This is a genomic window from Stenotrophomonas sp. ESTM1D_MKCIP4_1, assembly GCF_003086895.1.
Taxonomy (GTDB): Bacteria; Pseudomonadota; Gammaproteobacteria; order Xanthomonadales; family Xanthomonadaceae; genus Stenotrophomonas.
On the sequence record NZ_CP026004.1, the window covers coordinates 3,873,673 to 3,894,074 of the forward strand.

General features: G+C 68.5%; 17 protein-coding genes. 10 read left to right on the forward strand and 7 right to left on the reverse strand.

Features of this window, described 5'->3' with window-relative positions:
* Positions 1-952: 952 nt before the first annotated feature.
* Positions 953-2,011 carry a CDP-glycerol glycerophosphotransferase family protein gene (locus C1924_RS17615; RefSeq protein ID WP_108766460.1) on the reverse strand — a complete coding sequence of 353 codons (1,059 nt, stop codon included), beginning with the start codon at positions 2,009-2,011 and terminating at the stop codon, positions 953-955.
* Here C1924_RS17615 and C1924_RS17620 point away from each other — a divergent pair.
* Positions 2,010-2,816: a glycosyltransferase family 2 protein gene (locus tag C1924_RS17620; protein ID WP_108766461.1), complete on the forward strand. Its 807-nt coding sequence runs from the start codon at positions 2,010-2,012 to the stop codon at positions 2,814-2,816. The genes C1924_RS17615 and C1924_RS17620 overlap by 2 nt on opposite strands.
* Before the next feature lie 108 nt (positions 2,817-2,924).
* On the opposite strand, the gene C1924_RS17625 is transcribed toward C1924_RS17620, so the two are convergent.
* From C1924_RS17625 to def, 5 genes are all read right to left on the reverse strand, one after another.
* A complete protein-coding gene (locus C1924_RS17625; RefSeq protein WP_108766462.1) occupies positions 2,925-4,229 on the reverse strand; it encodes an O-antigen ligase in 1,305 nt (434 codons plus the stop codon).
* Positions 4,230-4,323: 94 nt separating this feature from the next.
* Entirely contained in the window at positions 4,324-6,039 is a 1,716-nt protein-coding gene (locus C1924_RS17630) for a glycosyltransferase family 39 protein (RefSeq protein WP_108766463.1), read from the reverse strand.
* A gap of 22 nt (positions 6,040-6,061) precedes the next feature.
* Complete coding sequence (rsmB, locus tag C1924_RS17635; protein WP_108767114.1) at positions 6,062-7,393, reverse strand: 16S rRNA (cytosine(967)-C(5))-methyltransferase RsmB; 1,332 nt, start codon at positions 7,391-7,393, stop codon at positions 6,062-6,064.
* Between the two features lie 4 nt (positions 7,394-7,397).
* A complete protein-coding gene (fmt, locus tag C1924_RS17640; protein WP_108766464.1) occupies positions 7,398-8,324 on the reverse strand; it encodes a methionyl-tRNA formyltransferase in 927 nt (308 codons plus the stop codon).
* A 121-nt stretch (positions 8,325-8,445) separates the two neighbouring features.
* A complete protein-coding gene (def, locus tag C1924_RS17645) occupies positions 8,446-8,958 on the reverse strand; it encodes a peptide deformylase (RefSeq protein ID WP_108766465.1) in 513 nt (170 codons plus the stop codon).
* Between the two features lie 129 nt (positions 8,959-9,087).
* Between def and C1924_RS17650 the strand changes: the two genes are divergently transcribed.
* The 9 genes from C1924_RS17650 (at position 9,088) to C1924_RS17690 (ending at position 19,443) form a co-directional block, all read left to right on the forward strand.
* Positions 9,088-10,215 carry a LysM peptidoglycan-binding domain-containing protein gene (locus tag C1924_RS17650; RefSeq protein WP_108766466.1) on the forward strand — a complete coding sequence of 376 codons (1,128 nt, stop codon included), beginning with the start codon at positions 9,088-9,090 and terminating at the stop codon, positions 10,213-10,215.
* A gap of 432 nt (positions 10,216-10,647) precedes the next feature.
* On the forward strand, positions 10,648-11,781 hold the full coding sequence (gene dprA / locus C1924_RS17655) for a DNA-processing protein DprA (protein WP_108766467.1): 1,134 nt from the start codon (positions 10,648-10,650) through the stop codon (positions 11,779-11,781).
* A gap of 43 nt (positions 11,782-11,824) precedes the next feature.
* Positions 11,825-12,298 (forward strand): DUF494 family protein, encoded by a 474-nt coding sequence (locus C1924_RS17660; protein ID WP_108766468.1) that lies wholly within the window; start codon positions 11,825-11,827, stop codon positions 12,296-12,298.
* Positions 12,299-12,338: 40 nt separating this feature from the next.
* The gene (locus C1924_RS17665; protein WP_108766469.1) at positions 12,339-13,070 is read left to right on the forward strand and encodes a pilin; all 732 of its coding nucleotides are present in this window, start codon (positions 12,339-12,341) and stop codon (positions 13,068-13,070) included.
* Positions 13,071-13,125: 55 nt separating this feature from the next.
* Positions 13,126-14,055 (forward strand): RDD family protein, encoded by a 930-nt coding sequence (locus tag C1924_RS17670; RefSeq protein ID WP_108766470.1) that lies wholly within the window; start codon positions 13,126-13,128, stop codon positions 14,053-14,055.
* A gap of 212 nt (positions 14,056-14,267) precedes the next feature.
* A complete protein-coding gene (locus C1924_RS17675; RefSeq protein ID WP_108766471.1) occupies positions 14,268-16,745 on the forward strand; it encodes a DNA topoisomerase I in 2,478 nt (825 codons plus the stop codon).
* 230 nt (positions 16,746-16,975) lie between these two features.
* The gene (locus C1924_RS17680) at positions 16,976-17,536 is read left to right on the forward strand and encodes a Sua5/YciO/YrdC/YwlC family protein (RefSeq protein WP_108766472.1); all 561 of its coding nucleotides are present in this window, start codon (positions 16,976-16,978) and stop codon (positions 17,534-17,536) included.
* Positions 17,537-17,579: 43 nt separating this feature from the next.
* Positions 17,580-18,287 carry a DUF4124 domain-containing protein gene (locus C1924_RS17685; protein ID WP_108766473.1) on the forward strand — a complete coding sequence of 236 codons (708 nt, stop codon included), beginning with the start codon at positions 17,580-17,582 and terminating at the stop codon, positions 18,285-18,287.
* Between the two features lie 427 nt (positions 18,288-18,714).
* On the forward strand, positions 18,715-19,443 hold the full coding sequence (locus tag C1924_RS17690; protein ID WP_108766474.1) for a hypothetical protein: 729 nt from the start codon (positions 18,715-18,717) through the stop codon (positions 19,441-19,443).
* Positions 19,444-19,596: 153 nt separating this feature from the next.
* On the opposite strand, the gene C1924_RS17695 is transcribed toward C1924_RS17690, so the two are convergent.
* Positions 19,597-20,373 carry an SDR family oxidoreductase gene (locus tag C1924_RS17695; protein ID WP_108766475.1) on the reverse strand — a complete coding sequence of 259 codons (777 nt, stop codon included), beginning with the start codon at positions 20,371-20,373 and terminating at the stop codon, positions 19,597-19,599.
* Between the last annotated feature and the right edge of the window lie 29 nt (positions 20,374-20,402).

Consider the following 20,402-nt stretch of genomic DNA (forward strand, 5'->3'; position numbering starts at 1 on the left):
TGGATCTACCGGACATCACCGCGTGCGTGAACAACTGCCGGTAGAGTCGACCGTTGGTTGACCATCGCGCGCAGCGCGGGGTTTTCGCGGCGAGGATCAACAGCAGTCGACCAACGGTCGACTCTACCCGGCAGCGCAGGCATCCACGCATGGCGTGGATCTACCGGACATCACCGCGTGCGTGAACAACCGCCGGTAGAGTCGACCGTTGGTCGACCATCGCGCGCAGCGCGGGGTTTTCGCGGCGAGGATCAACAACAGTCGACCAACGGTCGACTCTACCCGGCAACGCAGGCATCCACGCATGGCGTGGATCTACCGGACATCACCGCGTGCGTGAACAACCGCGGGTAGAGTCGACCGTTGGTCGACCATCGCGCGCAGCGCGGGGTTTTCGCGGCGAGGATCAACAACAGTCGACCAACGGTCGACTCTACCCGGCAACGCAGGCATCCATGCATGGCGTGGATCTACCGGACATCACCGCGTGCGTGAACAACTGCCGGTAGAGTCGACCGTTGGTCGACCATCGCGCGCAGCGCGGGGTTTTCGGGCAGAGAATCAACAACAGTCGACCAACGGTCGACTCTACCCGGCAACGCAGGCATCCACGCATGGCGTGGATCTACCGGACATCACCGCGTGCGTGAACAACCGCCGGTAGAGTCGACCGTTGGTCGACCATCGCGCGCAGCGCGGGGTTTTCGCGGCGAGGATCAACAACAGTCGACCAACGGTCGACTCTACCCGGCAACGCAGGCATCCACGCATGGCGTGGATCTACCGGACATCACCGCGTGCGTGAAAAACCGCCGGTAGAGTCGACCGTTGGTCGACCATCGCGCGCAGCGCGGGGTTTTCGCGGCGAGGATCAACAGCAGTCGACCAACGGTCGACTCTACCGGGCAACCGTATGCATCCCCGAGGTTGCCGGCCAGCGGCCGGCAATATCTCACCGTTGCGACGGGCCCCAATACCCCAGGTCCTTGCGGATCTGCAGGTCGCGCATCCAGCTGCCGAATGGCTTGCGGCGCAGCGCGCCCATTTCGCCGGACAGGAAATCCTCGGTGGCGGCAATCACCCGCTCGCTCGAACGGCCATCGCGGAACGGATGGATGGCATCGGCATAACGCACGATCTCGGCCTGCAGCGCGGCGTCCGGATGCAGCGCGCGCTGCAGCATTGCCGGCAGCTGCGTGGCATCGTCGAAATCGATCATGTGCGGCTTGGGCACGCGGTTGCGGAAGGTCACCACCGGCTTGTGCTGGACGATGAACTCCGAAACGATCGACGAGGTATCCGACACCAGCACGTCGGCCGCGCGCTGGGCGGCCATCACCTGCTCCGGTTCGACGAAGCGCGCATTGGCGCCGGCCAGCGCGCGGTAACGCTCGAACAGTTCCGGCGGGCACTTGGGATGCAGGGTCAGCAGCCAGTAGTGATCACCGGCAGCGATGTCGGCGGCGATCGGCGCCAGCAGGTGCGGGGCCGCGCTCAGGCGCTCGGTGAACGTCGAGCCGAACAGGATGACCGGACGCCCGGCAGCCAGCGCACGCAGCGCGGCGCTTTCGCCGCCATCGTCGCGGAACAGAGGATCCAGCTTCGGCCAGCCGGTTTCGGCCACGGCGAAGTGCCCCTGCTGCTCGGCCATCTGCCGGAACGGCGCGGTGGTGGCGGGCCCCTGCGTGCAGTACAGATCGAACATGCCGCGTACCCGGAAATGGCCACGCGCACTGTCCCGCTTCTCCACGTTGAAGCCATGGAACAGCTGCACCTTGGCCCCGGAAAGGAAGGTCGGCACCCAGTTGGCCGCGCTGAACACCGCGCGCGGGCGCATGGCCAGGGCCTGCTTCAGGCCGATATTAGGCACACCCGGCAGGCGGCTGCCGGCCGCGCCGCCCTCGAACCAGGCGGCCACTTCCTGCCCGGACGCGTGCAACGCCTGCGCCAACGGGGCGAGAATAGGCAGCGCATAGCGCTCCGTCGCAAACAACAGGTACCCGGCCATCATGTCCTCCACGACCGCTCCCATCGAACGGCCTCGCATCTCGGCCTGCATTATCGCGTTCAACGAGGCCGGGCGCATCGGCGACTGCCTGGCCTCGCTGGCCTTCTGCGATGAGATCGTGGTGGTGGATTCCCAGTCCACCGATGCCACCGTGGCCATCGCCGAGGCCGCAGGCGCCCGCGTCCTGCAGCGTCCGTTCGATGGCTTCCGCAGCCAGAAGGCGTTCTGCGTCGAACAGGCCCGCCACGACTGGGTGCTGTGCCTGGATGCCGACGAGCGCATCAGCCCGGAACTGCGCGCGGCCATCGAGCAGGCCCGCGAGGGCGGATTCGCTGGCCACGCCGGCTACCGCTTCGCGCGCCTGTCGGAGTACTTCGGCAGATTCCTGCGCCACGGCAACGCCTACCCGGACCGGGTGATGCGCCTGTTCGACCGCCGCCGCGGTGGCTGGCGCGGCAAGCGCGAGATCCACGAAGCCGCCAGCGTCGATGGCAGCGTCGGCACCCTGCGGGGCGATCTCATCCACTACCCGTACCGGTCCCTGCAGCAGCAGCTGGCCAAGACCGAAAAGTACGCGCGGATGATGGCCGAGCACGAGTTCGCGCGTGGCAAGCGGGCCACCCTGGGCAAGCTGGTGCTGGCGCCGGCCTGGCGGTTCTGGCGCGGCTTCGTGTTCCGCGGCGGTTTCCGCGATGGCTGGCACGGCCTGGTGTACGCCTACGTGCGCGCCAACTACGTGCGGCAGAAGACCATCATGCTGTGGATGCTGGGCAACGGACAGGCCGTGGCCGACCCGCGCAACGATTGATCCGGCATCTGTGCCGACCAGCGGTCGGCACCCACCACTGCAGAACCCCTGTGCCGACCAACGGTCGGCACCTACCGGTAACTCTGTCGGCACCTACCGCTGCAGACGTCAGGCCTTCGCTCGGTGGCGTGCGCCTTCCAGCAGCGACAGGCCGGTCAGCAGGCCGACGATGGTCACGTAGAAACTGGCCGTCATCTGGTGGGCGAACATCGATTGGGTGAGCCCGCACAGCACGTAGGCGATGACGATCATCACCCCGGCCGCCGCCGGCCCACGGAAGGTGACCCGCCCACTGCGCCGGTGCAGGAAAACGAACACCCACAGCGGCACGCCGTACACCGCGATCAGCATCAACAGGCCGGGCAGGCCCTGGGTGGCGGCCCATTCGGCCACATCGTTGTGCGCATGGCCCAAGTGGCAGCGCACTTCGGCCGGGTCGTCCCGGCACACCGGCACGCGCTGCATGGCGCTGTCGAAGTGACCAATGCCCACGCCAGTCAACGGATGATCGAGGAAGGTCTCCCAGGCCACCTGCATGCGCTCCACGCGCGCACCGGCAGAGGAATCGACGTCACCCTGCTCCAGCTTCTGCACATCGCTGTGCAGCTCGGTCAGGCGCACCTGGTGGCGCAGTTCGGGCACCGACAGCAGCAGCGTGGCGCCGATGGCCAACATGCCGGCCAGCACCGACAGGCGGGCCACACCGGTCCGCCAGCGCAGGCTCAGGGCCAGCACCACCAGCAGCGCCAACAGGGCGGCGAACACGCCACGGCTGCCGGTCAGCACGATGGTGCCGCAGCCGGCCGCCATGCCCACGATCACCAGCGACCAGCGCCGCGACGGGCGGCAGAACACCAGCAGGACCATCAGCATGACCACGATGTCGGCCAGCACGATGGCGTTGGTGCTCAGTTCGGCACGCGGCGCGCCCTGCAGCACCTGCACCAGCGACAGCACGAAGGTGGCCAGCAACCCGGCCAGCGCGCCGCGCCACAACCAGCGCAGGTCCGGGCGCAATGCACAGACCCACAGTGCGATCCACGGGATCACCAGGAACCGGGAACGGTTGTCGACGTCACGCAGCCCCTGCTCGAACAGCAGCACCGACAGCAGGCCCAGCGCCACCGCCGCCAGCATCATCCAGGTCAGCGCACGCACGGGGGTGCCGCCCATGCCCCGCGCGCGCCACAGCAGTTCGGGCGCCAGCAGCGAGCTGACCAGCAGGGTCAGCGCATACGGCAACAGGTTCACCGGTACGGTCAGTACCAGCGCCGGCATGCAGAACAGGCCGATCTGTGCGATCCAGTGCGCGGCGCCGAGGCGGCCGCCCGCAGGCGCGGGCAGCGGATGGGCGTGGGAAGGGCTCAGGTTGTCCGGTGAAGCTGGCACGTCGGGAATGATCGCTGCGGTCATGCGGAAGAAAACGGCGGCCGTGTCGCGGGCCGCCCGCCTGATGTTTTACTGCCTTTGTCCACGCTTGGGCAGTCTGGACAAGCCAGCGGCCACGTTATTGCTCACTTTTCTGCAACCACCGTTCACGTTTCAGTTCGGCTTCGCTGGGCTCGCAGGGGCCGTGCACCGCCGACGCCGGTACCAACCACCAACGGCGGCGGTTGGCGACACCGGCCAGCACCGCCCCGCTGCGCTCCACGCAGGACAGCAGCGCATCCTCACGCACCAGCAGCCAGCGCCGCTGCGGCGACAGCCGCTGCCATTGCACCCCGGCCTGCAACTGCTCGTGCCAGGGCACGTTGAAGCCGAAGGTCGCTGCCGGCCGGTCGGCCATCAGCAGGTTCTGCTCCTTCCAGGCCACCAGGCCCAGCTCCGCATCGGCGCCGATGCGCGTGCCCACCGAATGCATGAGGCCGCGCGCCGAACTGGAATCGTTCAGCGCCGGATAGCCGACCAGGCTGTACAGCACCCACACCACCGTCAGCATCGACACCAGCGCCAGGTGGCGGCGCGACGGGCCGAACAACAGCAGGCCGGCAATGCCCGCCCCGCCCATGGCCAGCGCCGCCCACGCCAACGCCTCCATCGCGCCCGGTGCCAGGCCACGTTCCTGCACGAGCCGCGCCTCGAACCCAGGCGTACCCAGCAGGGCCGACGCGCCGGCAGCCAGGGTGCCCAGCGCCAGCAGCAGGGTGAAGCCGCCCAGCACCCACTGCATGTCGCGACGGCGCAGCAGGCCCGGCATCAAGGGCGCCAGGGCCAGGCAGAACATCGGCAGCGCCGGCAGGATGTAGACGTCGCGCTTGCCGTGCGGAAGGGAAAAGAACAGCACGATCATCAGCCACCAGGCCAGCGGCAGCAGGTAGCGCGCATCGCGTCGCTGCAGGCGCCGCCGCCACGCGGGGATCGCCCACGGCAGGGCCAGGAACGCCGGGATCCACATCGACGGCATCGTGCCGAGGAAGTACCACCAGGGCTGGTGGTGGTCCCAGGACTGCGTGTAGCGCTTGGCCGTCTGCCGGAACAGGATGTCGTCCAGATAGGCCTGGTATTCGCCAGGCTTCGCCGCCAGCGCGGTCATCACCATCGGCACCAGCCACAGCGCGAGGGCCAGCACGAAGGCCAGCGGCGCCAGCCAGAAGCGCAGGTCGCGTGCGTGCAGGCGCACCCGCGGCCAGTGCAGCGCCGAGGCGATGGCCGCCGGCAGGATCATCAGCAGCGCGATCACCCCGACCCCCTTGGTGATGACCCCGATGCCGGCGAAGAACCACCCGGCCCACCACCAGCGCCAGGCCGGCCCCAGCAGCAGGTGGCGCAGCAGCCCGTAGTTGGCCAGGGTGATGAACAGCACCACCAGCGGGTCGATCTGCGCTTTCTTGGCCTGGAAGGTGAACTGCAGTGCGAACAGCAACGCCCAGCCGGCGTACAGGCCGACCCGCCGCGTCCACAGCCGCCGGCCCAGGTCGACCACGCACCACAAGGTGCCCAGCGCGGCGATCAGCGAGGGCAGCAGGAAGGCCACCCGCGCGTTGCCGATCAGGCTGTACACGGTGGCCTGCCACCACATCAGCATGGGCGGCTTGTCCGAATACAGCTCCAGCCCCCGGTGCGGGAACAGCCACTGGCCGCTGTCCACCATCTGCTTGGCGACCAGGGCGAAGCGGGGCTCGTCCGACGGCCAGGGGTCGCGCAATCCGAGCCCCGCACCGATTACCAGCAGGGCCATCACTACGAACAACCCCGTTTCGCGTGACGCGCGGGTTTTCAGCATGGGAACTCGGACAGCGGAGAGGTCAGGCCGTTTTTAGCAGACGCGCGTAGAAGAATCCGTCAGCGTCGTCTTCACCCGGCAGGCGCTGGCGGGCGATGCCCTCGCAGTCCAGGCCAAATGCGTCACCCAGCGGTGCCGCTTCGGCGTCCGGGTGCCACTTCAGGAAGGCACGCACCTGGTCCACGTTCTCGGCCCGCAGGATCGAGCAGGTGGCATACAGCAGCACGCCACCAGGCCGCAGCATCGCCCAGCAGGCTTCCAGCAGGCGCGCCTGCACGCCCACCAGTGCCTCGATGTCCTCGGCACGGCGGTGGAACATCACGTCGGGCTGGCGGCGGATGACGCCGGTGGCCGAGCACGGTGCATCCAGCAGGATCGCGTCGAACGGGGTGCCGTCCCACCACGCTGCCGTGTCGCTGGCGTCGGCCACCTGGGTCTGCACGTGTTCGCCGACACCCGTGCGTGCATAGGTGTCCTTGGCCCGCGCCAGGCGGCGGGCGTCGATGTCCAGCGCCAGCAGACGCAGGCTCGGGTCGCGTTCCAGCAGGTGTGCCGACTTGCCGCCCGGTGCGGCGCAGGCGTCGAGCACCCGCGCACCGGCCGGCGGCGCCAGGGCATCGGCCGCACACTGCGCCGAGAGGTCCTGCACGGACAGCGCGCCGTCGGCAAAGCCCGGCAGCTGATTGACCGGGCTGGCCTCGGCCAGGCGCAGCGCATCGTCGCTGAGCGGGCTGGCTTCGGCGGCGATGCCGGCCTCGGCCAGTGCGGCCAGCGCCTTGTCGCGGCCACCCTGCTGGCGGTTGGCGCGCAGCCACAGCGGTGCCGGCTGCAGACTGGCGCTGAAGATCGCCTCGGCCTGCTGCGGCCAGTCGCGCTCGACCGCCTCGGCCAACCAGGCCGGGAACGCGTCGCGCGCGGGTTGTTCGGGGAAGCCCTCACGCTGCGCACGGCGCAGGATGGCGTTGACCAGGCCCGCCTGGCGCTCGCGGCCCAGCGCGCGCGCGGCATCCACGGTGGCTGACAGGGCCGCGTGGGCCGGCAGCTCCAGCACGTCCAGCTGGGCGAAACCCACCATCAACAGGGTGCGCAGGTCCGCATCGCGCGCCGACAGCGGCTTCTGCATCCACGCCTGCAGCGCGGCATCGTAGGTGCTGCGACGGCGCAGCACGGCGAAGCACAGGGCTTCGAGCAGCGCGCGGTCACGGGTGTCGGCCAGCTTGGGCAGGGCCCACGCCAGTTCGGCCTTCAGCGAACGGCCACGGGTGAAGACCTGGGCCAGCACGCGGGCGGCCAGCATGCGGGTCGCAGCGCCCGGCGCGGCCTTGGCAATGGAGAAATCGTTCTGCTTCGACACCGGTTTACGCTCCCACGCGCAGGTCGCGGCGCGCATTGAGGTAGTCGGCGGCGGTGATCGCCTTGCCGCCCTCGCGCTGCAGCACGCGCAGGCGCAGGGCGCCCTGCCCGCAGGCAATGTCGATGCCTTCGCGGCCGGCCGCCAGCACGGTGCCAGCGGCCTGGCCATGGGCGAGGTCCAGCGCCACCGCACCGTGGATGCGCACGCGCTCGCCGGCCAACTGCGCTTCGGCAATCGGCCACGGGTTGAACGCACGCACGGTACGCGCCAGGGCCTGTGCGTCCTGCGCCCAGTCCAGCTTCGCTTCGGCCTTGTCCAGCTTGTGTGCGTAGGTGACACCTTCCGCCGGCTGCGGCCGTGCGATCGGCTTGATGCCCGCGCGCAGCAGGCCCAGGCCATCGGACAGCACCTGCGCACCCAGTGCGGCCAGCGCATCGTGCAGGTCACCCCCGGTGGCGGTGGCGGCAATCGGAAGTTCCTGGTGCAGCAGCACCGGGCCGGTATCCAGCCCGGCTTCCATCTGCATCAGGCACACGCCTGTGGTGGCATCGCCGGCCTGGATCGCACGCTGGATCGGCGCGGCGCCACGCCAGCGCGGCAGCAGCGAGGCATGCACGTTCCAGCAGCCATGGGTCGGAATGGCCAGCACCGCCTTGGGCAGGATCAGGCCATAGGCCACCACCACCATCAGGTCGGGCTGCAGATCACGCAGCTGCTGCTGGGCGGCGGCGGCGTCCTTCAGGCTTTCCGGCTGGTAGACGGGAATGCCACGGGCCACCGCTTCCAGCTTGACCGGCGACGGCGCCAGGCCACGGCCACGGCCGGCCGGGCGATCGGGCTGGGTGTAGACGGCCACGACCTCGTGATGGCGCGCGGCCGCACGCAGCGACGACACCGCGAATTCCGGCGTACCGGCAAAGACAATCCTCATGGCTACCCCACTTGCAGGATGGATTCGTGCAGAAAGAACAACGGCGCCGTCGGCCGGCGCCGTGCAGCCCGCGCGGGAAGCGCAGGCGGGGGCCACCGCGAAGGGCGGCCCGCGATGGCGGTCAGGCCACGTGCTTGCGCTGCTTGGCCAGCTTCTTGCGCACCATTTCGCGCTTCAGCGGCGACAGGTAATCAATGAACAGCTTGCCGTCCAGGTGGTCCATCTCGTGCTGTACGCACACGGCCAGCAGGCCGTCGGTGCTCAGCTCCTGCGGCTGCCCCTGGCGGTCCAGGTACTTCACCGTGATGGTGTCGGCACGGGTCACGTCCGCGAAGATGCCCGGCACCGACAGGCACCCTTCCTGGTACACCTGGCCTCCGTCCTTGGCGACGATTTCCGGGTTGATGAAGACCCGCGGCTCGTTCTTCTCTTCGCTCACGTCGATGACCATGAAGCGCTTGTGCACGTCCACCTGGCTGGCGGCCAGGCCGATGCCGGGGGCGTCGTACATGGTCTGGAACATGTCGTCGATGAGGGTCTGGAAGGCCGGGGTGGTGACCTCGGCGGCGTCGATCAACGCAGCCTTGGTACGCAGGCGCGGATCGGGGAACTCAAGAATGGGGAGCAGGGCCATGGCTGTTTCCGGGTTGGGGGCCGGGGATACGCCGGCATACGTCGCAGATTCTATCTGCAACGCTTGCCTTGCGCCCCGGTTTCTGGACTATAGTGCGCGAACCTGTTGGGGAATCAGGGCTTCGCACCTATGTTGCTTCGTTTTCGTACGGTCGTCGCTGCGGCGATGCTGACCGTGGCTGCCTATGCTACCGCTGTTGAAGTGAACGGCGGGCACCCGGACACCTATGTGGTCCGCAAAGGGGACACGCTGTGGGACATTGCAGGTCGTTTCCTGCAGAAGCCCTGGCTGTGGCCGGAGATCTGGCAGGCCAACCCGCAGATCGCCAACCCGCATCTCATCTACCCGGGCGACGTGCTCAGCCTGGCCTACCTGGACCGCGTGACGGCCCAGCCCGGCCCGCGCACGGAGGCCCCGTTGACCGGCGTGCCGCTGTCGGAGGTCGAACCCTTCCTGAAGCAGCTGAGCGTGGTCGACAGCATCGACCAGCTGCCCTACGTGGTCGGCCTGGAAGAGAACCGCCTGCGCGCCACCAGCGGCCAGGCCGCCTATGTCCGCCTGGCCGATGCCCAGGTTGGCCAGCGCTGGGCGGTGGTCCGCCCGACGGTGCGCTACGGCCAGCCCAAGCCGACCGAGGACCTGACCGCCAATGGGGATGTCACCCCGGGCAGCGGCAATCTGTGGAAGGCCTACAACACCCCGAACCATCGCCGCGGCGTGCTGGGCTATGAACTGGCCCAGGTTGGCGTCGGCACCATCACCCAGGTGGCCGGCGGCAGGACCGAAGCCTCCACCCTGATGCTGGACGCCAACAGCAACGGCCGTGAAGTACGCGCCGGTGACCGCCTGGTGCAGGTGGAAGCGCAGCCGTACGACCTGCAGTTCTTCCCGCATGTACCGGCCGCCAGCCTGGAAGGCCTGGACGTGCGTGTGCTGGCCGTGGCCGACATGTTCAATGCCGGCGGCCCGCGCGACGTCATCGCCATCTCGGCCGGCCGCAGCCAGGGCGTGGACAACGGCACCGTGTTCTCGCTGTGGCGCCAGGGCAGTCATGTCGCCCACCGCATGAAGTACCCGAACTCCTCGCGCATGGACGATTCACCGTCCACCGGCGCGGGCCGGGTCAGCCTGCCGGACGAGTATGCCGCCCACGCGATGGTGTTCCGCACCTTCGACAACGTCAGCTACGCGCTGGTGATGCAGGGCGTGAAGCCAGTGAAGGTGGGCTACAGCGCCCAGCACCCGGACGCGAAGTAAGCGCAGCGGTCTGAAAGCACTACGCGAAGGCGCCCCAGGGCGCCTTCGTTGTTTGTGGCGGCCCGCGAAAACCCCGCGCTGCGCGCGGAAGTCGACCAACGGTCGACTCTACCCCCGACAGCAGTCGACCCCACCCCACCGCAGCGGACTCCCCCGGTAGAGTCGACCGTTGGTCGACTGCCCTTCGATCCGCCCGCGAAAACCCCGCGCCGCGCGCGGAAGTCGACCAACGGTCGACTCTACCCCCGACAGCGGTCGCCGCGGCGGATTCTCCCGGTAGAGTCGACCGTTGGTCGACTGCTTTTCGATCGGCCCACGAAACCCCGCGCCGCGCGCGGTAGTCGACCCCACCCCGCCGCGGCGGATTCCCCTTACACCACCATGCGAAGGCGCCCTAGGGCGCCTTCGTCGCCCGTGCCGGATAGTCGGCCGATGCCCCGCTCCGAACCTGCCCCCGAAGCCCTCGCCCGCTTGGTCCTGGCCGGCGGGCCGCTGGCGCCACGCCGCGCCCTGTTGCTGGCCAGCGGCGATGCCGCCGCCGCCCTTTCCCTGGGGGTGGCCGGTTGGCGCGCCCATGGCTGTTCCGCCGAACAATGCGCGGCGCTGCAACAGCCCGACCCAACCGCGCTGGCCGCCACGCTGCGCTGGCTGCAGCAACCCGGCCAGCAGCTGCTGGGCTGCACCGACCCCGCATTTCCGCCGTTGCTGCAGGACATCCCGCAGCCGCCGCTGGCCCTGTTCGTGGCCGGCGACCCCAACGTCGCCTGGCACCCGTCGGTGGCCGTGGTCGGCAGCCGCTCGCCGACGCCCACCGGGCGCGCCCTGGCCACGCGCTTCGCCCAGTGCTTCGTTGAGGCCGGCCTGGCGGTGACCAGCGGCCTGGCCGCCGGCATCGATGCGGCCGCCCATGGCGCCACACTGGACGCGCGCGGGCGCACGGTGGCTGTCATCGGCACCGGCCCGGACCTGACCTATCCCCCCGGCAATGCCCGCCTGCAGGCCCACATCGCCGCCGAAGGGGCCGTGCTGAGCGAGTACCCACCGGGCACGCCGGCACGGCCGGGACAGTTTCCGGCCCGCAACCGGCTGGTGGCCGGGTTGGCCCTGGCCACCGTGGTCGTCGAAGCCGCCCAGCGCTCTGGCGCTTTGATCACTGCCCGCCTGGCCGCAGAGGCCGGCCGCGAGGTCGGCGCGGTGCCCGGTTCGGTGCTGAACCCGCGGGCCGCCGGCTGCCATCGGCTGATCCGGGAGGGCGCGGCCCTGATCGAACGCCCCGAGGACGTACTGGAGCTGCTGGCCCCTGCCCTGCGCCAGCAGCTGCCCGGCTTGCAAAGCCGCCTGGGCACCCCCACTGAACAGGCACCGCCGGCAGACCTGCCGGACCGGTGGGTGAACGACCCTGACTACCAGAGCTTGTGGCGGGCACTGGACGACAACCCAAGCAGTATGGATTCATTGATCACGCGTTGTGGATTGACGGCGCCTGAGGTGTCCTCCATGCTGCTGGCCATGGAACTGGCGGGAATCGTGGTGTGCGTACACGGCCGCTACTGTCGGACTCCCTAGTTTCTTCACCTCCACAGCGTCGCGCGACGCAGGCCGAGGGGCAATGAAAGAGAGCATTCTGGACGTACTGCTGTACCTGTTTGAACACTATTTCAGCGAAGATGCTGATCTGATCCGTGACCGCGATTCCCTGCAGAATGGCCTGATCCAGGCCGGTTTCAGCCCCGCCGAGATCAACAAGGCGTTCGACTGGCTTGACGCGCTGGCGGCCCAGCGGCCCAGCGTGGCGCAGGCCCGGGTCGACGGCCCCGTGCGCATTTTCCACGGCCCCGAGCTGGACAAGCTGGACGTGGAATGCCGCGGCTTCCTGCTGTACCTGGAACAGCACGGCATCCTGGATGCCGACCAGCGCGAGCTGGTGCTGGACCGCGCCATGGCCCTGGACCAGGACGAGCTGGACCTGGACGACCTGAAGTGGGTCGTGCTGATGGTGCTGTTCAACCAGCCGGGCGCCGAAGCGGCCTATGCCTGGATGGAAACGCAGATGTTCATGGACGAGCCAGAACCCCTGCACTGACCGTACACTTGGGGGACCGAGCGCATTCAGGAGCGTCCCCGTGAGTGAGTGGTTTCACGCCCAAGGCAACCGCCAGCAAGGCCCGTTGCCGGCGGAGCAGTTGATCGAGCTTTTCCGCAGCAACGAAATCACCCTGGACACGCTGGTCTGGCGCGACGGGCTGCCGCAATGGCAGCCCCTGCGCAGCGTGGTCGACGAATTGGGCCTGATCGTGCCGGCCGTGGATGCACCGGCCACTGCACCGCCACCACCGGCCGCCCCGCAACCGCCCATCCTGCCGCCGGAAACGCCTTACCGCGCCGCCGCCAGCGCTACGTTGCCGCCCCCCAAAAAAGGGCTGTCCGGCTGCGCGCTGACCGCAATCATCGCGGGCGCCGCTTTGCTGGTGCTGGTGCCGATCGTGGCCATCCTGGCCGCGATCGCCCTGCCCGCTTACAACGACTACACCGTGAAGGCCAAGGTTGCCGGTGCGATCACCGCCCTGCAGCCGCTGAAGGAACAGGTCCAGCGCTTCGCCGACGACCAGGGACGCTGCCCGGGCGCCAACGATGCCGGTTTCCCCGACGCAGGCAGCTTTGCCAGCCAGGGCCTGTCGGCGGTGCACATCGGCCGCTTCAACAATGGCCATTGCGGTATCGAAGCCACCCTGGCCGCACCCGGCAAGACGATCGACGGCGATCTGCTGTGGCAGGAATACGACCGCGAAAGCGGACGCTGGGAATGCACCGGCGAAAGCGACGACAAGTATCTGCCTGTGCAGTGCCGCGGCTGAGCCGTCGGCACTCCAGGCTGCATGACATCCAAGGACGACCCAACAGGGGAACGCAATGACTGAGTGGTATTTCGCCGAAGGACAGCAACGCCAGGGACCGTTCCCGGTCACCGATATCCGCCAGCGCTTCCAGCGCGGGCAGCTGACCCTGGACACGCTGGTGTGGCGCGAGGGGATGGGCCAGTGGGCCGCCCTGCGCCAGGTCGTGGACGAACTGGGCCTGCAGACCCTGGCCGACGCCACCGAAACCAGTGCCTCGGGCGGCTTCGACCTGCGCGGTGACTACGCCGCCATCGACAGCGGCACCGCGCCGCTGCCGGGCACCGGCGCCCTGAGCAGCTCCCCCTACAGCGCCCCGGGCGCAACCGGCGGCGACTACGCACAGGCCGTGCAGGGTGGCGAGGTGGTCTATGCCGGCTTCTGGAAGCGGTTCGCGGCCTACCTCATCGACTACTTCATCCTGCTCATCCCCAGCTGGATCATCGGCATGATCCTCGGCGTCGGCATCGGTGTCGGCATGGGCGCGGCGGGAGGGGGCGATACCGCCACCGGGCTGGTCGCACAGCTGGTCAGCGGCCTGGCCGGCCTGGTCATCTCGCTGGCCTACTACGGCTGGTTCCACGCCTCCGCGGGCGGCGCCACGCCCGGCAAGATGGCCATCGGCATCAAGGTCGTGCGCGGCAACGGCGAGCGTCTCACCCTGGGCCGCAGCATCGGCCGCTACTTCGCCACCATCCTCAGCAGCATCATCCTGTGCATCGGCTACCTGATGGCGGCGTTCACCGACCGCAAGCAGGCCCTGCACGACATGATCTGCGACACCGTCGTGGTGGACCGCTGGGCCTATACCGACCAGCCGCACCTGCAGCGCCGCGAACTGGGTACGGTCACCGTGGTGATGCTGGTGCTTGGCGGCCTGATGGTCGTGGGTGGCCTGATCCTGATGATCGTGGCGGTCGGCGTGATCGCCAACATGGCCGGTTGAGCCCTGGCGGCGGCGCTGGCAGGCCGCCGTCATCACGCCCCGCCCCTTGACAGGGCCGGTCCGGGCGTGATTTTTCTAATAAGGAAACCTGAACGCCCGGCACATTACCGGGCGTTCAGTTTATGGATTTGCCCGTGGCCGCTTCACTAATGCGGCCGTTTGCTCCACCCTAGCGGCCCCTTCCCCCGGTTCGCCCACAGACCCTTCCCGACATGCCCAAGCACCTGCTCATCGTCGAATCGCCGGCCAAGGCCAAGACGATCAACAAATACCTCGGCAAGGATTACACCGTCCTGGCCTCGTATGGGCATGTGCGCGACCTGATCCCGAAGGAAGGCGCGGTCGACCCGGACAATGGGTTCGCCATGCATTACGACGTCATCGACAAGAACGAGAAGCACGTCGATGCCATCGCCAAGGCCGCCAAGGGCGCCGATGACATCCTGCTGGCGACCGACCCGGATCGCGAGGGTGAAGCGATCAGCTGGCATATCGCCGAGATCCTGAAGGAACGCGGGCTGGTCAAGGACAAACCGATGCAGCGCGTGGTCTTCACCGAGATCACCCCGCGCGCCATCAAGGAAGCCATCAACCAGCCGCGCGCCATTGCCAGCGACCTGGTGGACGCCCAGCAGGCGCGCCGCGCGCTGGACTACCTGGTCGGCTTCAACCTGTCGCCGGTGCTGTGGCGCAAGGTGCAGCGCGGCCTGTCCGCCGGCCGCGTGCAGAGCCCGGCGCTGCGCATGATCGTCGAGCGCGAGGAAGAGATCGAAGCCTTCATCGCCCGCGAGTACTGGTCCATCGGCGCCGAATGCGCGCACCCGAGCCAGCATTTCAACGCCAAGCTGATCAAGCTGGACGGGCAGAAGTTCGAGCAGTTCACCGTCACCGACGGTGACACCGCCGAGGCCGCCCGCCTGCGCATCCAGCAGGCCGCGCAGGGCTCGCTGCACGTCACCGACGTGGCCAGCAAGGAGCGCAAGCGCCGCCCGGCGCCGCCGTTCACCACCTCCACCCTGCAGCAGGAGGCCTCGCGCAAGCTCGGCTTCACCACCCGCAAGACCATGCAGGTGGCGCAGAAGCTGTATGAAGGCGTGGCCATCGGCGACGAAGGCACCGTCGGCCTGATCTCGTACATGCGTACCGACTCGGTGAACCTGTCGCAGGACGCGCTGGCCGAGATCCGCGACGTGATCGCCCGTGACTATGGCATCGCGTCGCTGCCGGACCAGCCCAACACCTACCAGACCAAGTCCAAGAACGCCCAGGAAGCGCACGAAGCCGTGCGCCCGACCTCGGCCCTGCGTACCCCGGCCCAGGTCGCCCGCTTCCTCACCGATGACGAGCGCCGCCTGTACGAGCTGATCTGGAAGCGTGCGGTGGCCTGCCAGATGATTCCGGCCACGCTCAACACCGTCAGCGTCGACCTGTCCGCCGGCAGCGAACACGTGTTCCGCGCCAGCGGTACCACCGTGGTGGTGCCCGGCTTCCTGGCCGTGTACGAGGAAGGCAAGGACAACAAGAGCGCCGAGGACGAGGACGAAGGCCGCAAGCTGCCGGCGATGAAGCCGGGCGACCGCATCCCGCTGGAACGCATCCTGGCCGAACAGCATTTCACCCAGCCGCCGCCGCGCTTCACCGAAGCGGCGCTGGTGAAGGCGCTGGAAGAGTACGGCATCGGCCGTCCCTCGACCTACGCCTCGATCATCCAGACCCTGCTGTTCCGCAAGTATGTGGAAATGGAAGGCCGCAGCTTCCGCCCGTCCGACGTCGGCCGTGCGGTGTCCAAGTTCCTGTCCAGCCACTTCACCCAGTACGTGGATTACGACTTCACTGCCAAGCTTGAAGACGAGCTCGATGCCGTCTCGCGCGGGGAGGAAGAGTGGATTCCGCTGATGGCCCGCTTCTGGGAGCCGTTCAAGGAACTGGTGGAAGACAAGAAGGAATCGGTCGACCGCGCCGAGGCCAGCGGTGCCCGCGAACTGGGTACCGACCCCAAGACCGGCAAGCCGGTCAGCGTGCGCCTGGGCCGCTTCGGGCCGTACGCGGCCATCGGCAGCACCGCCGAGGACGCCGAGGAAAAGCCGAAGTTCGCCTCGCTGCGCCCCGGCCAGTCGATGCACACCATCTCCCTGGAAGACGCGCTGGAGCTGTTCCTGATGCCGCGTGCGCTGGGTGAGGACAACGGCGAGCCGGTCAGCGTCGGCATCGGCCGCTTCGGACCGTTTGCCAAGCGCGGCAGCACCTATGCCTCGCTGAAGAAGGAAGACGACCCGTACACCATCGACCTGGCCCGTGCCGTGTTCCTGGTGGAAGAGAAGGAAGAGATCGCGCGCAACCGGATCATCAAGGAATTCGAGGGCAGCGAGATCCAGGTGCTGAATGGCCGTTTCGGCCCGTACATCAGCGACGGCAAGATGAACGGCAAGATCCCCAAGGATCGCGAGCCGGCCTCGCTGACCCTGGCCGAAGTGCAGCAGCTGATGGAAGAAACCGGCAAGCCGGTGCGCAAGGGATTCGGTGCCAAGAAGGCCGCGGCAAAGAAGGCCCCGGCGAAGAAGGCGGCGGTGAAGAAGGAAGCCGCGCCGAAGAAGGCGGCTGCCAAGAAGGCCCCGGCGAAGAAAGCTCCCGCCAAAAAAGCGGCCAAAAAGGCGCCCGCGAAGAAAGCCGTAAAGAAGGCCGCCAAGTAGATCCACGCCATGCGTGGATGCTCTGCCACGCCATGCGTGGATGCTCTGCCATGATGTGCGGACCAACGGTCCGCACCCACCGCCCCATGATTGAGGGTAGTGCCGGCCGCTGGCCGGCAGCCCGGGTGATGCACCTGCCGACCAGCGGCCGGCACTACCGTCACCCCCCACCACCCCTTCTGCACGCATCGGGGGGATAATGGACGCCCACGTCGGGCCGGCCCTTCCCCATGAAAGATCTCACCCTCGATACTGCTGTGGCCACGCTGCGTACGGGGGGCGTGATCGCCTACCCGACCGAAGCCGTCTGGGGTCTGGGCTGCGACCCGGCGCATGAAGCGGCGGTCCACATGGTGCTGCGCCTGAAGCAGCGCCCGGTCGAGAAGGGCATGATCCTGGTCGCCGCCGACCTGCCACAACTGGAAGGCTGGGTGCGCCTGGAGGCCCTGCCTGACGCCCGCCAGCGCGCGGTGCTGGCCAGCTGGCCCGGTGCCAATACCTGGATTCTGCCCGCAGGCCCACGCGCGCGCAGCTGGGTGACCGGCGAACACAGCGGCATTGCCGTGCGCATCAGCGCCCACCCCCTCGTGGCGGCGCTGTGCCGCGCCTGGGGCGGCCCCCTGGTGTCCACCAGCGCCAACCTGGCCGGCGAACCGCCGGCGCGCAGCCGCGAAGAACTGGATCCGCGCCTGCTGCGGCTGCTGGACGGCATCCTCGATGGCCAGACCGGTGGCCTGGCCCAGCCGACGCCCATCCGCGACGCGCTCAGTGGCAGCATCCTGCGTTCCTGACGCGTCGATTGCACTGCTGCGGCAATTCGCGCAGGCTGCAGCCATGAACCTGCTGCGCCCTGCCCTGTGCCTGGCTCTGTTGATGCCACTGACGGCTGTCGCCGCCGATGACGTGCGGGTTTACCGCTGCGTCGGCAGCAACGGTGCCGTCGCCCTGCAGGACAAGCCCTGCAGCAGCGGCCGCCAGGAAGTGCGTGACCTGCAGCGCCCCCGCGATCCGCCGCCACGCGCGGTCAGCACCGACACCCCCGCACCGGCACCCGCAGCGACGCCGGACATGGGCGTGCGTGAAGTGCGCCACGTGTACATCCAGCCGCCGCAGCCGATGTACGAGTGCGTGCGTGACGATGGCAGCCGCTATACCAGTGACAACAACGAGGGCAATCCGCGCTGGGTGCCGGTCTGGACCACCGTGTGGTACCCGGCGGGGCCACATGGCGGACCGCGTCCGCGGCCGCCCGCACCCGGCCCTGGGGGCGGTGCCATCGGCATCGCACCACCACCCGGCGGCGCGGGCATTCCGGTGCACCGGCCTCCGCTGGGTTATGGGGTGAACGTGCCCGGCGGCAACGTGCTGGTACGCGATGCCTGCAGCCAGCTTCCCGCACGCGAAGTCTGCTCGCGCCTGCGCGACCGCCGCTGGGAACTGGACCGCCGCTACAACAGCGCCCTGCAGAGCGAACGCACCGCGATCAGCAACGAGCAGCGCGGCATCGACGCGCGGCTGTCGCAGGACTGCAGCGGCGGCTGAGCGCCCCTGCTTTGGTAGATGCCCACCTTGGTGGGCGCTCCGCTCCTGCTTTGGTAGCTGCCCACCTTGGTTGGCGCCCTGCTCCTGCCCTGGTGGATGCCCACCTTGGTGGGCGCTCCGCTCCTGCTTTGGTAGCTGCCCACCTTGGTGGGCGCTCCGCTCCTGCTTTGGTAGCTGCCCACCTTGGTGGGCGCTCCGCTCCTGCTTTGGTAGATGCCAACCTTGGTTGGCGCCCTGCTCCTGCTTTGGTAGCTGCCCACCTTGGTGGGCGCCGCTGTTTGCCAGCGCCAACCAAGGTTGGCGTCTACCGGGGCACCGACCACCGCGTGCGCCAACCAAGGTTGGCATCTACCGGGGCATCGACCACCGCGTGTGCCAACCAAGGTTGGCATCTACCGGGCGGTGGCCGCTGCTGTAGGCTGCTGCCATGAAGAAACTGATCTGGCTGGCGCTGGGCCTGCTGCCCGGCGCTGCGGCCGCCGACGAAATGGTGATCTACCGCTGCACCGGCAGCAGCGACGTTCCCGTGGTGCAGCGCGTGCCGTGCGCTGCGGGCATGAAACAGTCGATCGTGACCCTGCCGGGATCTGCGCAGCCCGCGTCGGCCGCCGCCCCGGAACCCGTTGCTCCGGCCCCGCCCCAGGCCGCCGCCGAGCCCGCAGCCACCGCCACGCCGCCGACGAACACCCCCGAACCGCCCCGCGCGGGACAGGAACGCATCATCAGCGAGGCCTACATGGTCGAGCGCGACGGAGGCGATGCCATCCTCGACAGCGCCCTGCTGCCCCGCCCCGGTGATGCGACGGTCGACAACGATGCGCCGCCCAAGCCGCCGCTGCCACCGATCTTCCAATGCCTCGATTCACAGGGCGGGCAGTACCTGCATGAGTACGAGGCTGCACCGGGCCGCTGCGAGCTGATGAACATCAACGGCCTGGGCGGGGCCACCCCGGTCAACGCAGCCAGCTGCGAGGTGGTCAGCGACCGCTGCACCGAAGTCGCCGAAGCGCAGCGCTGTGGCAGCTGGCAACAGCGCTTCCGCACTGCACGCGGCCGCGAACGCTTTGCCTCGGCAGAGAACCGCGATGCTGCACGCGCGGAGCGCGAGCGGCTGCAGGAGGTTCTGACCGCGAGTGATTGCCGGGTACCGGAATGAGCATCGCAACCCGGGTAGGGCCGGCCGCTGGCCGGCGGTTGTTTGGTCCGTTGCTGCCGGCCAGCGGCCGGCACTACCGGTGATGCGGTCGGTGGTGGGGTCAGAGCCCTTTCCTGCGGAAAGGGATCCGACCCCGGTTGACCGGTGCTGGGGTCAGAACCCGTAGCGCAGGAAGCCGCCGTCGACGGCGATGCACTCACCGGTGACGTAGCTCGATGCCGGCAGGCACAGGAACCCTACGGCGGCGGCCACTTCGTCCGGTTCACCGATGCGGCGCATCGGCGTGCGTGCGATCACTTCTTCGTAGTAGTCGGCATCGGACAAGGGGCCGGACGTGCGCCGGGTACGGATGTACCACGGCGCCACGGCGTTCACGCGGATGCCGTCCTCGGCCCACTCCACTGCCAGGTTGCGGGTCATCTGGTGCATCGCCGCCTTGGTCATGCCGTACACCACGCCGCTGCGCACATGGGTCAGCCCCGATACGCTGCCGACGTTGACGATGGCCGACGAGGCGTGGCGGGCCAGCAGCGGGTGCGCATAGCGCGACAGCTCGAACGCCGAGAACAGGTTGGTCTCGAAGATCTGCCGCCACTCATCCTCGGAGTACTCGGTCGCGGCCTTGGTGACATTGCCGCCAGCGTTGTTGACCAGGATGTGCAGGCCATCGCTGTGGTCTTCCACCCAGTCCAGGATCTGCCGGCGGTCTTCATCGTCAGACACATCGGCCGCCAGCGCATGCACCTGCATCTGCGGATGCACGTCCAGCAGCTCATCGCGCGCGGTTTCCAGCATGTCGATATCGCGGCCGACGATCATCAGATCGGCGCCGAAACCGGCCAGTTCATGTGCGATTGCCAGGCCGATACCGGCGCTGGCGCCGGTAATCAGAGCGGTCTGCCCGTCCAGGCGCCACCGTTGCTGGGTCATGAGTCCTCCGGGGCCGCGCCCGCTGTATT